Below are 18,672 nucleotides of genomic sequence, written 5' to 3' on the forward strand. Positions count from 1 at the left end.
GCAGGAAGAGCGGCGAACGTTGCGTTACAAGCCGTACGCCGGCCCCACGCGACCCTCCCGACCCAGCAGCCCCACGGCAGGAGCGAGCGGGGGCTCGTAACGCGCCCCGCCGAGCCATCCCGAGCCGAGGCCGAGGCCGAGGCCGAGGCCGAGCCGAGCGCCCTCAGACCGCCCGCAACGGATGGATCGCGACGTCGCCGGCGAGGATCGGGCCGAGCACGCCGAACGCCTCGGCGACGTGCGGGGCGCCCATGTGGGCGTCGATGGCGGCCTGGGACTCCCAGGACTCGATGGTGACGAACGTGCCGGGGGCGGTGGCCGACTCGAAGGCGTCGTACTGCAGGCAGCCCTCGTCGTCGGCGAGGGAGGCGGCGGCGAGCGCGGCGAGGGCCGCACGGGCGGCCTCGGCCTGGTCGGGCTGGACGGGCAGCGTGGCGACGACGCGGATCGGGGCGCTCATGGCGCCGAACGTAGCGGTCCCGGCGGCCGGGCGTCGTGGGTCGCGGCGGTTAGGGTCGGTCCCGTGACGATCCTCGATGACGCCCGTCCGGGCATGGACCCCGACATCCGCCCGCAGGACGACCTCTTCGGCCACGTCAACGGCCGCTGGCTCGCCGAGACCGAGATCCCGAGCGACCGGTCGAGCTGGGGCCCGTTCGTGCAGCTGGCCGACGCGGCCGAGGCGCACGTCAAGGAGATCATCGAGGAGCTCGCGGCCGGCGACCCGGCGACGATGACCGAGGACGCCCGCAAGGTCGGCGACCTCTACGCCTCCTTCATGGACACCGAGGCCATCGCCCGGCGCGGCACCCGCCCGATCAAGCCGCTGGTCGACGCGGTCGAAGGCCTGCGCGACGTGCGCGACCTCGCGGCGTTCCTCGGCGAGTTCGAGCGGATCGGCGGGCACGGGCTCTTCGGCTCCTACGTCGACACCGACGACCGGCGCTCGGACCGCTACCTCTTCCACCTGGTCCAGGGCGGGCTCGGCCTGCCCGATGAGTCCTACTACCGCGAGGAGAAGTTCGCCGAGATCCGCGAGGCCTACCTCGCCTACCTCGAGCGGCTCTTCGCCCTCGCCGACCACCCGCACGCCGCCGCGGCCGCGCGCACCGTCCTCGAGATCGACACCCGCCTGGCCGCCGGCCACTGGGAGCGCGCCGAGACCCGCGACGTCCAGAAGACCTACAACCTGATGACGCTGGCAGAGATCAAGGCGCTGTGCCCGGCCTTCGACTGGGACGCCTACGTCACCAACCTCGGCGGCAGCGACCAGACCCTCGCCGAGGCGTGCGTGCGCCAGCCGTCGTACCTCGGCCACCTCACGACCGTGCTCGACGAGGTCCCGATCGACGCGTGGCGCCCGTGGCTGCTCAGCCACGTCCTGCGCAGCTCCGCGCCCTACCTGACCGACGACTTCGTCGAGACCAACTTCGACTTCTACGGCCGCACCCTCAACGGCACCCCCGAGCTGCGCGCCCGCTGGAAGCGCGGCGTCGCGTTCGTCGAGGGCGCGATCGGCGAGGCGGTCGGCAAGGAGTACGTCGGCCGGCACTTCCCGCCGACCGCCAAGGCGCTCATGGACGACCTGGTCGACAACCTGCTCGCGGCCTACCGCGAGTCGATCTCCCAGCTGGACTGGATGACCGAGGAGACCAAGCAGCGGGCTTATGAGAAGCTCGCGACCTTCCGGCCCAAGATCGGCTACCCCGAGAAGTTCCGCGACTACTCCGCGCTGCGGGTCACCGCCGACGACCTGCTCGGCAACGTCGCGGCCGCCGCGGCCTTCGAGACCGACCGGCAGCTGGCCAAGATCGGCTCCCCGGTCGACCGCGACGAGTGGTTCATGCTCCCGCAGACCGTCAACGCCTACTACAACCCCGGCACCAACGAGATCTGCTTCCCCGCGGGCATCCTGCAGAAGCCGTTCTTCAGCGCCGACGCCCACCCGGCGGAGAACTACGGCGGGATCGGCGCGGTCATCGGCCACGAGATCGGCCACGGCTTCGACGACCAGGGCGCCCAGTACGACGGCGAGGGCAACCTCAACGACTGGTGGACCGCCGAGGACAAGGCCGCCTTCGAGGTGAAGTCGAAGGCGCTCATCGAGCAGTACGACGGGTTCGAGCCGCGCAACCTGCCCGGGGAGCACGTCAACGGCGCGCTGACCGTCGGGGAGAACATCGGCGACCTCGGCGGCCTGACGATCGCCCACCGGGCCTACCTGATCTCCGAGGGCGGCACCGCCGCGGAGGAGGACCGGCAGCGGCTGTTCCTCAACTGGGCCTACGTGTGGCGCACCAAGCGCCGCACCCAGCAGGAGCAGCAGTACCTCACCATCGACCCGCACAGCCCGCCGGAGTTCCGCGCCAACATCGTGCGCAACCTCGAGGAGTTCCACGAGGTCTTCGGCACCCGCGAGGGCGACGGGCTCTGGCTCGAGCCGGACCGCCGGGTCCGCATCTGGTGACCCGCTGAGCGCCGCGCCCTCATCGCGAGGGCGCGGCGCGGCGTACGCCGCCGGGCGACCGTCCTCAGACCGAGGCCGGCTCCGGCCGGGCGGGAGCCTGCTCGGCCTCGACCACCGGCGCGAGGTCCTCGGTCAGGTCGCGGCCGCGGGTCTCGGGCAGCAGCTGCGCGCAGACCAGGCTGATCGCGGCCACGACGACGTTGTAGGTCGCGACGAGCCACAGCGTGCCGTCGCCCTTGGTCACCAGCCAGGCCGCGATCAGCGGGGTCAGGCCGGAGGCGAGGATGCCGGAGACCTGGTAGAGCGTGCTGAGCGCGGAGTAGCGGTAGCGGGTGTCGAACAGCTCGCTCCAGAACGCCGCGAGCGGCCCGTAGACCCAGCCGTAGATGATGCCGAGCCCGCCGACGAAGGTGAGGAAGACGCCGAGCGTCGAGCCGGTCTGGATCATCCAGGCGGCGGGGAAGGCGAAGACCAGCGCGAACGCCGCGCCCGAGGCGAACACCGGCCGCCGGCCCACGCGGTCGCTGAGCCGGCCGGAGACGAGCACCAGCCCGACGCCGAGCAGCGCGCCGACCATGATGCAGTTCAGCGCGGTCGACTTCGAGACGCCGACCTCGTCCACGGCGTAGGCGAGCAGGTAGACCGAGAACAGGTTGAAGGTGAACCCCTCGATGAAGCGGGTGCCCATGCCGAGGAACAGCGTGCGGCCCTGCCGGCGGAACAGCTCGGTCACCGGCATCGCCGAGACCTGCTTGTCCTCCTGCACCCGCTGGAAGGACGGGGTCTCCATGACGCTGAGCCGGATCCACGCGCCGACGGCGAGCAGCACGATGCTGAGCAGGAAGCAGACCCGCCAGCCCCACGCGAGGAACGCCTCGTCGGGCAGCTGCGAGGCGATCGCGAACGCCCCGCTGGCCAGGAACAGGCCGCCGGGCACCCCGACGTGGGCGAAGCTGCCGAAGAACCCGCGACGCCGCGCGGGCGCGAACTCCACGGCGAGGAGCACCGCGCCGCCGTACTCGCCGCCCACGCCGATGCCCTGGAGGATCCGCAGCACCACGAGCAGGATCGGCGCCCACACGCCGATCTGGTCGTACGTCGGCAGCATCCCGATCACGGCGGTGCCGACCCCCATGATCAGCAGCGTCCAGATCAGCATGGTCTTGCGGCCGATCCGGTCGCCGTAGTGGCCGAAGATCAGCCCGCCGATCGGCCGGGCGAGGAAGCCGACCGCGAAGGTGCCGAACGCCGCGAACTGCGCCGCCGGTCCGTCGAGCCCGTTGAAGTAGAGCTTGTCGAAGACCAGGCCGGCGGCGGTGCCGTAGAGGAAGAAGTCGTACCACTCGATGGTCGCGCCGACGGCCGAGGCCATCGCCACCCGGCGCGGGTCGGCGGGTGGCGGGTCGGCGGGTGGCGGGTCGGCGGGTGGCGTGGTCGCGCTCGCTGCGGCCGCTCCCGAGGTGCTTGCCATGGTTCGTCTCTCCTGGCGCTGGGCAGCCGGGGACCGAGGTCGTCGTCCACCGGCTGTGGATAAGTTTGTGTACCGAACAACGTGACAAACCATAGAAGGCTGCGCCTGTCGGGGCACGCCCGGGTCCACGGCTCGGTGACAGGCGTTGCCGATGCCGGGATCGGCGTCGCCGGGGATCGCCGGGGATCGCCGGGGATCGCCGGGGGGCATCGCCGGGGGGGCATCGCCGGGCCGGGTCGCGGGGTAGTCCGACACAGGAGCGCCCTTGCGGGGCCAGGAAAGGGCGCAGGTGTGGCGGACTATCCCCCGCCGGTGTGTCCGCGCCCGCTCCGCCGGGCCGGAGCTGTGGAGGGGGACCGCGGAGCGTCCGTGGCCGCTGGTAGACAGGTCGGCATGACCAGCCCCGCCGCCGCCCCGTCCCCGAGCAGCGCGACCGACGTCCGCGAGCAGGCCGAGGCGCACCTGCGCGCCCTGGTCGGCAGGGACGACGCCGTCCTGCGCGAGGACCAGTGGTCGGCCATCGAGGCGCTCGCGGTCGACCGCCGCCGCGCGCTGGTCGTGCAGCGCACCGGTTGGGGCAAGTCGGCGGTCTACTTCGTGGCCACCCTGCTGCTGCGCGGCCAGGGCGCCGGGCCGACCGTGATCGTCTCCCCGCTGCTGGCGCTCATGCGCAACCAGATCGCCGCCGCCGAGCGCGCCGGCATCCGCGCGGTGACGATCAACTCCACCAACATCGAGGACTGGGAGCCGACGCACCAGGCGATCCGCGACGGCGAGGTCGACGTCCTGCTGGTCAGCCCCGAGCGCCTGAACAACCCCGGCTTCCGCGACGAGGTGCTGCCGAAGCTGGCCGCCACCTGCGGGCTCCTCGTGGTCGACGAGGCGCACTGCATCTCCGACTGGGGCCACGACTTCCGGCCCGACTACCGCCGGATCCGCACGCTGCTGGCCGAGCTGCCCGACGGGATCCCGGTCCTCGCGACCACCGCGACCGCCAACGAGCGGGTGACCGCCGACGTCGCCGAGCAGCTCGGCCCGCTGGGCCAGCAGGTGCTGGTGCTGCGCGGGTCGCTGGACCGCGAGTCGCTGCGGCTGGGGGTGGTGCGGCTGCGGACGGCCGAGCAGCGGCTGGCCTGGCTGGCCGACCACCTCGCCGAGCAGCCTGGGTCGGGCATCGTCTACTGCCTCACCGTCGCCGCGACCCAGGAGATCGCGGACTACCTGCGTTCGCGGGGCCACGACGTGGCGGCGTACTCCGGGCAGACCGACACCACCGAGCGGCAGGCCCTCGAGCAGGACCTCGCTGCGGGCCGGGTCAAGGCCCTGGTGGCGACCAGCGCGCTCGGGATGGGCTTCGACGCGACGCTCGGCTTCGTGGTCAACATGGGCGCCCCGGCCTCACCGGTGGCCTACTACCAACAGGTCGGCCGCGCCGGCCGCGGCACCGACGAGGCGGTCGTCGTGCTGCTGCCGGCCACCGAGGACCGCGACATCTGGAACTACTTCGCCTCGCTGGCCTTCCCGCGCGAGGAGCTGGTCCGCCAGACCCTCGACGCGCTCGCCGCGGAGGGCCGGCCGATGAGCACGGCGGCGCTGGAGACCCGGGTCGAGCTGACCCGGACCCGCCTGGAGACGATGCTCAAGGTGCTCGACGTCGACGGCGCCGTACGCCGCGTGCGCGGCGGGTGGGAGTCGACCGGGCAGGAGTGGAGCTACGACGCGGAGCGCTACCGCCGGGTGAGCGAGGCCCGCGAGCGCGAGCAGCAGGCGATGCTCGACTACATCGCCACCGACCGGTGCCGGATGCGGTTCCTGCGCGACCAGCTCGACGACCCCGAGGCCGCCGACTGCGGCCGCTGCGACAACTGCGGCGGGCTGGACCTGTCCACCGAGGTCTCCGCGGCCGCGCTGGAGGAGGCCGGCGCCCGCCTCTCCCGCCCCGGCGTGGTCGTCGAGCCGCGCAAGATGTGGCCGACCGCGCTGGCCAACCTCGGGATCGACCTCAAGGGCAAGATCAAGGACGGCGCCTCGGAGGGGCGCGCGGTCGCCCGGCTGACCGACCTCGGGCACGGCCAGGCGCTGCGGGAGCTCTTCGCCCCCGGCACGCCCGACGGGCCGGTGCCGGTGCCGCTCGTCCGCGCGGTCGTCGAGGTGCTCGAGGAGTGGCGCCCGCAGGTCGACGCGATCGTCGTCGTCGAGTCCGCCACCCGCCCCACGCTGACCAGCGACCTCGCCTCCGGCCTGTCGCGCTACCTGAAGGTGCCGGTCGTCGGCACCTGGGCGGTCGTCGACCCCGACGTCGCCCCCGGCCAGGGCGCGATGAACTCCGCGCAGCGGGTCGCGGCCGTCGGTCGCCGCTCGGCCCTGCACGCCGACGTGCCCGAGGGGGCGCGGGTGCTGCTCGTGGACGACCGCTCCGACACCGGTTGGAGCCTCACCCTCGCCGCCCGTGCGCTGCGCCGGGCCGGGGCCGCCGAGGTGCTGCCGCTCGTCCTGGCCGTCACCGGCTGAGCGGCGCGGCCCCCGAAACGCCTCGTGCTGCCCACCGTGCGCCGGAGCGCACGCTGAGCAGCACGAGGGCTGGCGCGGGTGGTGCGGGTGAAGAGTCGGGCGTCAGTGCCCCATGAGGGCGGTCTGGTCGACCGGCTCGGCGGGGGGCTTGCGCGGCAGGAAGAACGCCGGCACGAGCACGACGGCCACCATGGCCGCCGCGATCCAGAAGGTGCCGCTGAAGACGCCGGCGAGGTCGTCTGTGAGGTCACGGAGGATCGTGGGCAGCTGCTCGGCGGGGATGCCGGTCTGCTCGAGGAACGCGCGGAGCTGCGACTCGTCCTCGATCTCGCCCAGGGCCAGGGCGGTCGGGTCGGCCTCGTTCTTGACCCCGTTGGTGAGCAGCACCGAGAAGATCGCGGTGCCGATCGAGGCGGCGACCTGCTGGACGATGTTGAGCAGCGTGGAGCCGCGGGCGACGGTGTGGCCGCGGAGGGTCTGCAGTGCCGCGGTCATGATCGGCATCATCGTGGCGCCCATGCCCAGGCCCATGACGAAGAGCGCGCCCGTCAGGAAGTAGTACGACGTCTCTGCGTCGAGCGTGGCGAACATCCCCATGCCGACGGTGATGACCGCGACGCCGACCAGGACGATCTTGCCGGGGCCGATCCGGTCGGTGAGCACGCCGGCCAGCGGCATCACCAGCATGGCGCCGAGACCCTGCGGGGCGAGCAGCAGGCCGGCGTCGAGGGCGCCCTCGCCGCGGACCTGCTGGAAGTACAGCGGGAAGAGCAGGCTGGCGCCGAAGAAGGCCATCGCGAAGAGCGCCATCGCGATCACCGCGATGGTGAGCGTGAAGTTCTGGAAGAGCCGCAGGTCGACCAGCGGGTGGGCGTTGCGGCGGGACAGGGCCCACGGGACGAAGGCGGCGATCAGCAGCAGGCCGATGATGGCCGGGACGAGCACCTCGGCGTCGAGGATCGTGCCGGTCTCCGGGATGGTCGAGACGCCGTACAGGAACGCGGCCAGACCGGGGGAGAGCAGCACCATGCCGAGCCAGTCGAAGGTCTCCGACGGCTCCACGTCGTCCTTGGGCAGCACGATCGCCGCGTAGACGATGGTCGCCACACCGATCGGGACGTTGATCAGGAAGATCCAGTGCCAGCTGGCGTTGTCGATCAGTGCGCCACCGAGGATGGGGCCGAAGATCGGGCCGAGCAGCATGGGCACACCCATGACGGCCATGACCCGGCCGAGCCGCTCCGGGCCGGCGGCGCGGGTCAGGATCGTCATGCCGAGCGGGACGAGCATGCCGCCGCCGAGGCCCTGGACCACCCGGAACGCGACCAGCATCTCCAGCGACGTCGCCGCGGCGCAGAGCGCCGAGCCGGCCGAGAAGAGCACGATCGCGATCAGGTAGAGCCGCTTGGTGCCGAACCGGTCCGAGGCCCAGCCGGTCAGCGGGATCACGCTGGCCAGGGCCAGGGTGTAGGCCGTCATCGTCCAGGCGACCTGGGCGGTCGTGGCGTCGAACTCGCGCTGGAAGGTCTCCAGCGCGACCGAGACGACGGTGATGTCGAGGATCGACATGATCGCGCCGAGGACGACGACGCCGGCGATCACGAGGACGTGGCGGTCGAGCTTGTCCGAGGCGGGGGCGCCGGGGCTCCCGGGCGGGGTGCTGGAGAGGTCTGTGCTCACCGCAGGAGGCTAGTGCGATTCCTTTACCCGGTCATCGGGCGGCGAAGTGGGCTTGGTCACCGTCGCGGCCCTGCGGGGCGGGGCCTCAGGCGCGGCCGCTGGAGGCGAGCGCGCGGACGGCGTCGCGCAGCCGCGGGTCGTCGGGCTCGACGCGCGGGCGGAACCGCCCGACGACGGTGCCGTCGGCGGCGATGAGGAACTTCTCGAAGTTCCACTGCACGTCGCCGGCCTCGCCCTCCTCGTCGGGGGTGCGCACCAGCTCCTCGTAGATCGGGTGCCGGCCCTCGCCGTTGACCTCGATCTTCTCGGTCATCGGGAACGTCACGCCGTACGTCGCGGAGCAGAACTCCGCGATCTCCTCCGACGTGCCCGGCTCCTGGCCCAGGAACTGGTTGCAGGGCAGCCCGACGACGGTGAACCCGGAGCCGGCCAGCTCCTCCTGGAGCGCCTCGAGGCCGGCGTACTGCGGGGTCAGCCCGCACTTGCTCGCCACGTTGACGAGCAGCGCCGGCCCGCCGCCGGTGATCTCGCCGAGGGTGGTCGGCGTGCCGTCGAGACGGTTGATCGGCTGGTCGAGGATGCTCATGGGGCGACCGTACCGGGGGTGTCGGCGAGACCGGTTACGGTCTCCGGAGTGAGCTTCGTGCCCGTCACCGGACCGGCCGCGTTCCGTCCCGGTGACCCGCCGCGCGACGGCGTGGTCGAGTTCAGCGACGACCGGCGGACCGTCGCGCTGCCGATGCGCGCCGCGCTGCCGGTGCTGACCAAGGCCCACGCCCGCGACGACGTCCACCCCAGCGTGCGGCTGCTCTCCGGCGCCGCCCTGCTCGGGCTGCGCCTGGTCGCGGCGGGGCGCCTGGAGCCGGCGGACGGCGACGGGCCGGCGTCCTGGCGGATCGCCGCGCTGGACGACTCCGACACCGACCGGGTGGTCATGCTCGCCCGCTCGCGGACGTACGACGGCGTGGACGCCGCGGCCGCGGAGGCGCTCGTGCGGCAGGTGCTCGACGCGGTCGCCGACGCCGTCCCGCGCACCGCGCCCCGGCCGGACCGCCGGCCCGCCGTCGCGGCGACCCGGTCGGGGAGCGGGCCCGCTCGACCGGGTGCCGCCCGACCGGGTGCCGCCCGACCGGGGGCCGCGCGGGCGGGCGGCGGGCGGGCCGACCCGGGATTCGCGGCGCGCCTCCAGGCCCGGATCGACCGGCACCGCACCGGCGGCGGGCGCCTGGGCGACCTGCCCTCGCTGGTGACCGTCTCGCTGCGGGTCGAGGCCGACGAGGAGGAGCTGGTCGCGGGCGCCGTGCGGCTGGTGCTCCAGGTGCACGACGAGCAGGACCCGCTCCACGTCTGCGACGCCGCGCGGCTCTGGGTCGAGACCGGCCCGGACGCGGCGCACGGCTTCGGGGAGCGGGCGCGCACCCACGCCACCATCGCGCTGCGGGCGGCGGCCGAGGCCTGGCCGGTGCTCGACCGGATGCTGGAGCTGCGGGTCCCCGACCAGATCACCCTCGACACCGACGAGATCGTCAGCCTGCTCGAGGAGGGCGTCGGCGCGCTGCGCGACCGGGGCGTCGACGTGCTGTGGCCGCGCAGCCTGGGCCGCGACCTCACCGCCCGGACCGTCCTCGACGCGGCGCCGGCGCGCGGGTCCGCGGCGGGCGGGGCCCGCGAGGAGCCGCTGGACAAGCCGGTGCTCGGCACCGAGGACCTCTTCGCGTTCCGCTGGCAGCTCGCGCTGCACGGCGAGCCGCTGACCGAGGAGGAGATGGACCAGCTGGCGAAGGCCGCCTCCCCGGTGCTCAAGCTGCGCGGGAGCTGGACGGTCGTCGATCCCGCGACCGCCCGCAAGGCCCGCAAGCGGCTGGTGCGGACCGCGACGCCCGCCCAGGCGGTGGCGGCCGCGCTCACCGGGAGCGTCCAGGTCGAGGACGCCGAGGAGCAGGTGGTCGTCGGCGCCAGCCTGCAGCGGGTGCGCGAGCAGCTGACCACCGCGGCCACCCGCGAGCCGGTGCCGCAGCCGGCCGCGCTCCGCGCCGAGCTGCGCGACTACCAGCGCCACGGGCTGACCTGGCTGGCCGAGCTCACCTCGCTCGGCCTCGGCGCGTGCCTGGCCGACGACATGGGCCTGGGCAAGACGATCACCCTGATCGCGCTCCACCTGCACCGCCGCGAGCGCGGCGCGACCGGCCCGACGCTGGTCGTGTGCCCCACGAGCCTGCTCGGCAACTGGGAGGCCGAGGTCGCCCGGTTCGCCCCGGGCACGCCGGTGCGCCGCTTCCACGGCTCGGGCCGCGACCTCGCCGGCCTCGAGGACGGCCTGCCCGGCACCGACGCCGGGTTCGTGCTGACGACGTACGGCACCGCCCGCCGCGACGCCGCCGTGCTCGCCGCGGTCGGCTGGGACCTCGTCGTCGCCGATGAGGCCCAGCACGTGAAGAACGCCCGCACCGCCACCGCCCGCGCGCTGCGCACCATCCCCTCGCGGGCGCGGGTCGCGCTCACCGGCACGCCGATCGAGAACGACCTCACCGAGCTGTGGTCGGTGCTCGACTGGGCCACGCCCGGCCTCCTCGGCAGCCGCAACGCCTTCCGCAAGGTGTGGGCCGCGCCGATCGAGTCCGGCCTGGAGCCCACCAAGGCGCGGCAGTTCGCCGACCTGATCGGGCCGTTCCTGCTGCGCCGCCGCAAGTCCGACCCCGGTATCGCCCCCGAGCTGCCCGCGAAGACCGAGACCGACCACCCGCTCCGGCTGACCCGGGAGCAGGTCGTGCTCTACGAGGCGTTCGTCCGCGACACGATGGAGCGCATCGAGCGCGCCGACGAGGACACCCGGCGCGGCCTGGTCCTCGCGCTGCTGACCGGCCTGAAGCAGATCTGCAACCACCCCGCCCAGTTCCTCAAGCAGTCCGGCGCGGTCCGGCTCGCGGGCCGCTCGCAGAAGCTCGACCTGCTCGAGGAGCTGCTCGCCACTGTCGTCGCCGAGGGCGGGGCCGCCCTGGTCTTCACCCAGTACGTCGCCATGGCCCGCCTCGTCGAGGCGCACCTGACCCGGCTCGGCATCGGCCACCAGCTGCTCCACGGCGGCACGCCGGTCCGCGAGCGGGAGGCGATGGTGGCCCGCTTCCAGGGCGGCGCGCCCGACGAACCGGCCCCCGTGCCGGTCTTCCTGCTCTCCCTCAAGGCCGGCGGCACCGGGCTCAACCTCACCCGCGCCGACCACGTCATCCACCTCGACCGCTGGTGGAACCCCGCGGTCGAGGAGCAGGCGACCGACCGCGCCTACCGGATCGGGCAGACCAAGCCGGTCCAGGTGCACCGGATGATCACCCGCGGGACCATCGAGGAGCGGGTCGCCGAGCTGCTCACCCGCAAGCGCGCCCTGGCCGACTCCGTGCTGGCCAGCGGCGAGGCGGCCTTCACCGAGCTCTCCGACGCCGACCTGCGCGACCTGGTCACGCTGCGGCCGGAGGCCTGAGGTGGCCGGCCCGACCCGGGTGGTGCACCCGCGCGTCCCCCCGCGGCGCGGCGGCGGGCGGGCGGCGAGCTGGTGGGCGCGGGCCTGGTCGCGGGCGGTCGAGGAGGCGGCGTACGACGAGGCGGACCTGGTCGCCGCCCGGCGGCTGGCCCGCTCGGGCCGGGTCGGCGGGATCATCGTCGACGTCGGGACGTTCGTCGCGGCCGTCGAGGACGACGGAGGGCTGTGGACGACCTCCGGCACCGTGCCGGTGCTGGACGAGGGGGCCCGCGAGGCGTTCGTCGAGACCGTCGCCGCCGAGGCCGGCCGGGTCGCGGCGCTGTTGGCCGGGGACCTGCCGCACGCCCTGGTCGAGCAGGCCGAGGACGTCGGGGTGGAGCTGCTGCCCTACGGCGGGGAGCTCGGCGCGACCTGCACCTGCGAGGGCTGGACCGACCCGTGCGTGCACGCCCTCGGGGTGCTCACCCAGCTCGGGTGGCTGCTCGAGGCCGACCCGTTCGTGCTGCTCCACCTGCGGGGACTGCCGCGCGAGGAGCTGCTCGCCCGGCTGCACGCCCGCTCCGGCCCGGCGAGCGCGGACGAGCCGACCGCGACCGACGAGGACACGGCGTACGACGCCGCGCTGCGCGCCGCCCGGGCGCTCGACCTGCTCGCCCAGGGCCACACGGTCGACCACCTGCTCTGAGCGGCCGGACGGGACCCCGGTCCGGAGCCCCCTCAGGGGCTCGGTCAGAAGTCGTAGCCGCCGCAGGCCCGGTCGCGCAGGGCGCGCCACGAGGGCTCCTCGACGGGGCCGGGCGCGATGTCGTTGAAGGCCTGGAGCGGCGCCATCCGGGCGGCGGTCGCCTCGTCGTAGCGGCCGGTGACGCGCTCCTCGGGGAAGCGCACGGGGTCGAGGTCGACGAGCATCCCCTGGAGCGCCCGGACCCAGATGCCGAGCTCGGGGTCGACGGGCATCCCGAGGTGGAGGTCGGGCATCGCGGTGGTCGGCAGCACGCACACGCAGCGGACCAGGTCGGTGGTGCCGTCGGTCAGCACCGTGACGCCGTCGCCCTTGTGGTCGAGGGTCATCCGCTCCGCGCAGGGCTCGGCGAGGTCGTCGTAGGGGCCGAGGTAGGCCGCCCACGTCGGCACCGGGTGGTCCTCGTTGGCGCTCCAGCGGGTGGCGCAGGAGTCGCGGGTGCGCAGGTACCGGACCCGGTCGCCGTGGTCGGCCACCGCTCCGCGCAGCGCGGCCGGGGTGTCGCCGACGGCCACGACGAGCGCGGCCTGGCCGGTGCAGCCGAGGTCGGCCCGCTCGACCCCCAGCCGCAGCGGGTCCGCGGCCTCCGGCTCGGGCGCCGGGCGGTCCACCAGCGCGGCGGTCACCCCGCCGCCGGCCCCGAGGACCGCGGCCAGCACCAGGACCACGAGCCGGCTGCGCACCCGTCGAGACTAGGCCGCGCGCGCGGCGGCGTCGCGCGGATCACCGGCGCGGGGGCGCCCGCGTCACTACGGTGACGGGCGTGACCACGACCCTCGCGCCCGCACCGGCCGGGGCCTCGCGCGCGGGCCTGGCCCCGCTCGTCGCCGTCCACGCCGGCCTCTTCGCGGGCGGGGCGGTCGCGCTCTCGCTGGACGCGCCGGCCCAGGGCTGGGGCGTGCTGCTGGTCGTGGTCGGGTACGTCGTCGCGCTGGCCGCGGTGTGCCGCGCGACCGGCCGCGCGGACCTGCTCGCGCTGACCGGGTTCCTGGCGCTGGTCTCGCTCTTCCAGCTGCTCCCCGACTGGGTCCTCGCCGACCTGGTCGGCACCCTGCGCTTCCCCGACACCGGCGGCCCGCGGGTCGACGACGTCATCCCGCTGGCGATGGCCGCGATGTGGGTCGCGCCGCTGTTCCTCGCCGTCGCGCTGGCGGGTGGCCGCCCCGGGCGGGCCGCGCTGCTGGCGGGGCTGGTCTTCCTCGGCGCCGAGGTGCTCGCCCCCTCCCTCGGGCTCTGGGAGCCGGCCGGGGAGACCCACCGCGTGCTCGGCGTCGCGCTCTACGTCCTGCCCGCCGAGGTCGCCCTCGGCTGGGCGACGGCCACCGCCTTCGCCGCGGTCCGCGGGCGCCCGCTCCCGGCCCGGGTCGCCGCGGCCCTGGCGGTCGCCACGTTCTACCTGGGCGCGCTGGTGCTGTGCCACTTCCTCATCGACGTCGCCGGCTGGCGGCTCGTGGCCTGACCCGCGGGTTCAGTGCGGCCGGGTCAGTGCGGGCGCACGCCGAGGGCGGCCAGCGCCATCTCGGCGAGCAGCGCGTGCATCGGCTCGTCGGGCAGGAGCCCGCTGTGCGGGGTGGAGTTGAGCAGGCCGAACGTCGCGTGCGCCATCGCCCGCGCGCGGTCGAGCGCCAGCCCCTCGTGCACCGACCGGAGCTGCTCGGCCCACAGGTCGACGTACTCACGCTGCAGGGAGCGGACCTGCTCCCGCGCGGTCGCCGGCAACGACTCCCAGTCGCGGTCCTGCACCACGATCAGCGCCCGCTGGCCCAGCGCGAAGGAGACGTGCCAGTCCACCAGCGCCGCGAGCGCGGCCGCCGCGTCCGGCGCCTCCTCGACCCGCCGCCGGCCGACCGTGAGCAGCTCCTCGCTGATCGAGACCAGCATCTCGGCCAGCATCGCGTCCTTGGACGGGAAGTGCTTGTAGAGCGCCGGCCCGCTGATCCCGCACGCCGCCCCCAGGTCGGCCACGGACACCCCGTGGAAGCCCCGCGCCGCGAACAGCTCGGCCGCGGTCGCCAGGATCTGGGTTCTCCGGCTCACCCCCGCAGGTTAGCGGTCGTTAACCGGGGCGGGTCGGGGCGTGGGGGTCGCGTCCCACCTTTAGGTGGGACGCACCCGCTTCCGGGTCAAAATATTGGCCCAGAAGCGGTCAAATCCCACCTAAAGGTGGTACGCGCGCCCCCTCCGCACCCTCAACCGACGAGGAACGCCCGCAACCGGTCGTGGTAGCCGGGCGGCTCGAGGAGGAACGAGTCGTGCCCCCAGGGCGAGGGGAGCTCGACGTGGTCGACGGCGACGCCGCAGGCGGCGAGCTCGCGGGCCATCCGCGCGGACTGGCCGGTGTCGAAGCGCCAGTCGCTGTCGAAGGAGGTGAGCTGGAAGCGGGTGGCGGTCGAGCGGATCCGGTCGGCGGTCCAGGGGTCGGCGAAGGGGTCGAAGTAGTCCAGCAGCCGGGTCAGGTAGAGGTAGGACAGCGCGTCGAAGCGGTCGAGGAACGTCTCGCCCTGGTGCTGGAGGTAGTGCTCGACCTCGAAGTCGGGCCCCATCGTCCAGTCGTCGCCGCTGCCGGTGCGGCGGCGGCCGAACTTCGTCTCGAGGGAGGCGGCCGAGACGTAGGTGATGTGGGCCATCATCCGCGCGACCTTCTGGCCCAGCCGCGGCTGGACGCCCTTCTCGGCGTACCGCCCCTCGTGGAAGTCCGGGTCGCTCATGATCGCCTCGCGGGCGACGGAGGAGAAGGCGATGTTCTCCGGGGTCAGCCGCGAGGAGGCCGCCACGACGACGGCTCGGTCGATCTCGTCGGGCGCGTCGATGACCCACTGGAGCACCTGCATCCCGCCGAGCGAGCCGCCGACGGCCGCGTGCAGCCGCGCGACGCCGAGGGAGGCGAGCAGCCGCCGGTGCACGGCGACCAGGTCGCTCATGTGCAGCATCGGGAAGTCCAGGCCGTACGCCGCGCCCGTGGCGGGGTTCGTCGAGAGCGGCCCGGTGGTGCCCGAGCAGCCGCCGAGCAGGTTGGCCGAGACCACGAAGAACCGGTCGGTGTCGACCGGCTTGCCCGGACCGATCAGGTTGTCCCACCAGCCGCGCTTCTTCGCGCCGAGGTGCAGCCCCGCGGCGTGGGCGTCGCCGGTGAGCGCGTGGCAGACGAAGACCGCGTTGTCGCGGGCGGGCGAGAGCTCGCCGTACGTCTCGTAGGCCACCTCGACGTGGTCGAGCCGGCCGCCGCCACGCAGGACCAGCGGGTCGTCCTCGGTGAAGAGGACGACCCGCTGGGTCTCGACGTAGCCGAGCGGACCGGTCACAGGCTGCTGCCGCGGAGCGTCACTTGGTGGCGGTCAGCGCCTGCTCGAGGTCGGCGATGATGTCGTCGACGTGCTCGATGCCGATCGAGAGCCGCACCATGTCCTCGGGCACGCCGGCCGCGACCAGCTCCTCGGGCGTGAGCTGGGAGTGGGTCGTGGTGGCGTTGTGGATCGCCAGGGACTTCGCGTCGCCGATGTTGGCCAGGTGGCTGAACAGCTCCAGCGACTCGATGAACGACCGGCCGCCGTCGCGCCCGGCCTTGAGGCCGAAGCTGACCAGGCCGCCGTACCCCTTGCCGGTGAAGGTGCGGTCCGCGACCTCCTTGTAGGGGCTGGACTCCAGGCCGGGGTAGCTGACCCACGACACGGCGTCGTGGCTCTCGAGGTACTTCGCGACCGCCAGCGCGTTCTCGCTGTGCCGCTCCATGCGCAGGTGGAGGGTCTCCAGGCCCTGGAGGAAGAGCCAGGAGTTCATCGGGGTGATCGCCGCACCGGTGTTGCGCAGCAGCACCGTGCGCGCCCGGATGATGTACGCCGCCGGGCCGGCCGCCTCGGTCCAGACCGCGCCGTGGTAGGCCGGGTCGGGCTTGGTCAGGCCGGGGAACCGCTCGGAGTGCGCGGCCCAGTCGAACTTGCCGGAGTCGACGATCACGCCGCCGATGGAGGTGCCGTGGCCGCCGATGTACTTGGTCGCGGCGTGCACGATGACGTCGGCGCCCTGCTCGATCGCGCGGACCAGGTAGGGCGAGGGCGTGGTGTTGTCGATGACCAGCGGCAGGCCCTGGGCGTGCGCGGCCTCGGACCAGGCGGGGAGGTCGATGACGTTGATCTTGGGGTTGCCGATGGTCTCGCCGAAGACCATCTTGGTCTTCTCGTCGACGTGCTGGGCGAGCTCCTCGGGCTTCTCGGGGTCGACGAAGCGCACCTCGATGCCGAACTGCGGGAGCGTGTGGGCGAACAGCGCGTAGGTGCCGCCGTAGAGCGTGGAGAGCGCGACGATGTTGTCGCCGGCGTAGCAGAGGTTCAGCACGGCGTACGTGGTCGCGGCCGAGCCGCTGGCCGTGGCGAGCGCGCCGACACCGCCCTCGAGCTGGTTGACCCGGTCCTCGAAGACCGACTGGGTCGGGTTCATGATCCGCGTGTAGATGTTCCCGGGCTCGGCCAGCGAGAACAGGTTGGCGGCGTGCTCGGTGTCGTTGAAGACGTAGGACGTCGTCTGGTAGATCGGCACGGCGCGCGCGTTGGTCGCGGGGTCGGCCTGCTCCTGGCCGGCGTGGACGGCGAGGGTCTCGGGGCTGTGCGGCACGGTGTTCCTCCAAAGGTGGGACGGGCGCGAGTCAGCGTATTGTCGACTGTTCAACTCGACAATGGGCGTCCGGAGGCCGGACGCGCCCGGTCGTTCGACGGTACCGGTTAACGATCGCTAACCTGCCAACGTGACCCAGGACCTGAGATCGTCCGTCGAGGACTTGCGGGAGCGGCTGGCGACCGCCCGGCTCGGCGGCTCGGCGGCTGCCCGCGAGAAGCACACCGCGCGCGGCAAGATGCTCGTCCGCGACCGCGTCGACCGGCTGCTCGACCCGGGCAGCGCGTTCCTCGAGCTGAGCCCGCTCGCGGCCACGGGGATGTACGGCGCGCCGGGGGAGACGCCGGTGCCCTCGGCCGGCGTCGTGACCGGCATCGGCCGGATCAGCGGGCGCGAGTGCGTGGTCGTCGCCAACGACGCGACCGTCAAGGGCGGCACCTACTACCCGGTGACGGTCAAGAAGCACCTGCGCGCCCAGCAGGTCGCGGCCGACAACCACCTGCCCTGCGTCTACCTCGTCGACTCCGGCGGCGCGTTCCTGCCGCTCCAGGACGAGGTCTTCCCCGACCGCGAGCACTTCGGCCGGATCTTCTTCAACCAGGCCAACCTCTCCGCGCGCGGCATCCCGCAGATCGCCAGCGTCATGGGCTCCTGCACCGCCGGCGGCGCCTACGTGCCGGCGATGTCGGACGAGACCGTCATCGTCAAGGAGCAGGGCACGATCTTCCTCGGCGGCCCGCCGCTGGTGAAGGCCGCGACCGGCGAGGTCGTCACCGCCGAGGAGCTCGGCGGCGGCGACGTGCACGCCCGCACCTCCGGTGTCGTGGACCACCTCGCCGAGGACGACGCCCACGCGCTCGCGATCGTCCGCTCGATCGTCGCCACCTTCGAGCGACCCCCGCACCGGGCCGGGTCCGGGTCCGCGGCGCCGTGGGAGGTGACCGAGGTCGAGGAGCCGGCCGAGGACCCCGAGACCCTGTACGACGTCGTCCCCACCGACACGCGCACGCCGTACGACGTGCGCGAGGTGATCCGCCGCGTCGTCGACGGCAGCCGGTTCCAGGAGTTCAAGAAGCTCTACGGCGAGACGCTGGTGACCGGGTTCGCCCGGATCTGGGGCCACCCGGTGGGGATCGTCGCCAACAACGGCATCCTGTTCGGGGAGTCGGCGCTCAAGGGCGCGCACTTCATCGAGCTGTGCAACCAGCGCGGCATCCCGCTGGTCTTCCTGCAGAACATCTCCGGCTTCATGGTCGGCCGGGAGTACGAGAACAAGGGCATCGCCCGCGACGGCGCCAAGCTGGTCACCGCGGTCGCCTGCTCCGTCGTCCCGAAGTTCACCGTCGTCATCGGCGGCTCCTTCGGCGCCGGCAACTACGGCATGTGCGGGCGCGCCTACGACCCCCGCTTCCTGTGGATGTGGCCCAACGCCCGGATCTCGGTCATGGGCGGCGAGCAGGCCGCCTCGGTGCTCGCGACCGTCGCCGGGAAGCCCGAGGACGAGGCGTTCAAGGCCCCGATCCGCGAGCAGTACGAGACCCAGGGCTCGCCGTACTACGCCACCGCCCGGCTCTGGGACGACGGCGTCATCGACCCCGTCGACACCCGCCGCGTGCTCGGCATGGGCCTCGCGGCCGCCGCCCACGCCCCGATCCCGACGCCGTCCTACGGCGTCTTCAGGATGTGAGGTCACCCCATGACGTTCTTCGCTCCCCCGC

The 18,672-nt window shown here is 73.5% G+C and carries 14 protein-coding genes; 6 read left to right on the top strand and 8 right to left on the bottom strand.

The features are described from left to right. Positions 1-163 precede the first annotated feature (163 nt). Complete coding sequence (locus tag HPC71_RS00320) at positions 164-460, bottom strand: putative quinol monooxygenase (protein WP_154615977.1); 297 nt, start codon at positions 458-460, stop codon at positions 164-166. Positions 461-523: 63 nt separating this feature from the next. On the opposite strand from HPC71_RS00320, the gene HPC71_RS00325 reads away from it, so the two are divergent. Next, entirely contained in the window at positions 524-2,467 is a 1,944-nt protein-coding gene (locus HPC71_RS00325) for a M13 family metallopeptidase (protein WP_284438247.1), read from the top strand. A gap of 64 nt (positions 2,468-2,531) precedes the next feature. Here the strand turns inward: HPC71_RS00325 and HPC71_RS00330 are convergent, their stop codons facing one another. Beyond that, complete coding sequence (locus HPC71_RS00330) at positions 2,532-3,938, bottom strand: MFS transporter (RefSeq protein WP_154615974.1); 1,407 nt, start codon at positions 3,936-3,938, stop codon at positions 2,532-2,534. 393 nt (positions 3,939-4,331) lie between these two features. Between HPC71_RS00330 and HPC71_RS00335 the strand changes: the two genes are divergently transcribed. Next, on the top strand, positions 4,332-6,449 hold the full coding sequence (locus HPC71_RS00335) for a RecQ family ATP-dependent DNA helicase (RefSeq protein ID WP_154615972.1): 2,118 nt from the start codon (positions 4,332-4,334) through the stop codon (positions 6,447-6,449). 102 nt (positions 6,450-6,551) lie between these two features. On the opposite strand, the gene HPC71_RS00340 is transcribed toward HPC71_RS00335, so the two are convergent. After that, the gene (locus HPC71_RS00340; protein WP_171895923.1) at positions 6,552-8,129 is read right to left on the bottom strand and encodes a DHA2 family efflux MFS transporter permease subunit; all 1,578 of its coding nucleotides are present in this window, start codon (positions 8,127-8,129) and stop codon (positions 6,552-6,554) included. An 85-nt stretch (positions 8,130-8,214) separates the two neighbouring features. Continuing rightward, positions 8,215-8,715, bottom strand: coding sequence for a glutathione peroxidase (locus HPC71_RS00345; protein ID WP_154612298.1), 501 nt, complete (start codon positions 8,713-8,715; stop codon positions 8,215-8,217). A gap of 48 nt (positions 8,716-8,763) precedes the next feature. Here HPC71_RS00345 and HPC71_RS00350 point away from each other — a divergent pair, with 48 nt between their 5' ends. After that, a complete protein-coding gene (locus HPC71_RS00350) occupies positions 8,764-11,604 on the top strand; it encodes a DEAD/DEAH box helicase (RefSeq protein WP_171895924.1) in 2,841 nt (946 codons plus the stop codon). A gap of 1 nt (position 11,605) precedes the next feature. Beyond that, positions 11,606-12,289: an SWIM zinc finger family protein gene (locus tag HPC71_RS00355; RefSeq protein WP_253943837.1), complete on the top strand. Its 684-nt coding sequence runs from the start codon at positions 11,606-11,608 to the stop codon at positions 12,287-12,289. A gap of 44 nt (positions 12,290-12,333) precedes the next feature. On the opposite strand, the gene HPC71_RS00360 is transcribed toward HPC71_RS00355, so the two are convergent. Further along, positions 12,334-13,029 carry a hypothetical protein gene (locus HPC71_RS00360; RefSeq protein WP_154615970.1) on the bottom strand — a complete coding sequence of 232 codons (696 nt, stop codon included), beginning with the start codon at positions 13,027-13,029 and terminating at the stop codon, positions 12,334-12,336. An 80-nt stretch (positions 13,030-13,109) separates the two neighbouring features. Here HPC71_RS00360 and HPC71_RS00365 point away from each other — a divergent pair, with 80 nt between their 5' ends. Beyond that, positions 13,110-13,805 (top strand): DUF6989 domain-containing protein, encoded by a 696-nt coding sequence (locus HPC71_RS00365; protein ID WP_154615968.1) that lies wholly within the window; start codon positions 13,110-13,112, stop codon positions 13,803-13,805. 23 nt (positions 13,806-13,828) lie between these two features. Here HPC71_RS00365 and HPC71_RS00370 read toward each other — a convergent pair whose 3' ends face one another. From HPC71_RS00370 to HPC71_RS00380, 3 genes are all read right to left on the bottom strand, one after another. Then, a complete protein-coding gene (locus HPC71_RS00370) occupies positions 13,829-14,383 on the bottom strand; it encodes an SACE_7040 family transcriptional regulator (protein WP_171895925.1) in 555 nt (184 codons plus the stop codon). 152 nt (positions 14,384-14,535) lie between these two features. Then, the gene (metX, locus tag HPC71_RS00375) at positions 14,536-15,648 is read right to left on the bottom strand and encodes a homoserine O-acetyltransferase MetX (RefSeq protein WP_171895926.1); all 1,113 of its coding nucleotides are present in this window, start codon (positions 15,646-15,648) and stop codon (positions 14,536-14,538) included. Between the two features lie 19 nt (positions 15,649-15,667). Next, a complete protein-coding gene (locus tag HPC71_RS00380; protein WP_171895927.1) occupies positions 15,668-16,954 on the bottom strand; it encodes an O-acetylhomoserine aminocarboxypropyltransferase/cysteine synthase family protein in 1,287 nt (428 codons plus the stop codon). A 130-nt stretch (positions 16,955-17,084) separates the two neighbouring features. Here HPC71_RS00380 and HPC71_RS00385 point away from each other — a divergent pair, with 130 nt between their 5' ends. Then, positions 17,085-18,641: a carboxyl transferase domain-containing protein gene (locus tag HPC71_RS00385; protein WP_284438248.1), complete on the top strand. Its 1,557-nt coding sequence runs from the start codon at positions 17,085-17,087 to the stop codon at positions 18,639-18,641. The last annotated feature ends 31 nt before the right edge of the window (positions 18,642-18,672 follow it).

The organism is Nocardioides marmotae (genome assembly GCF_013177455.1).
GTDB classification, from domain to species: Bacteria; Actinomycetota; Actinomycetes; order Propionibacteriales; family Nocardioidaceae; genus Nocardioides; species Nocardioides marmotae.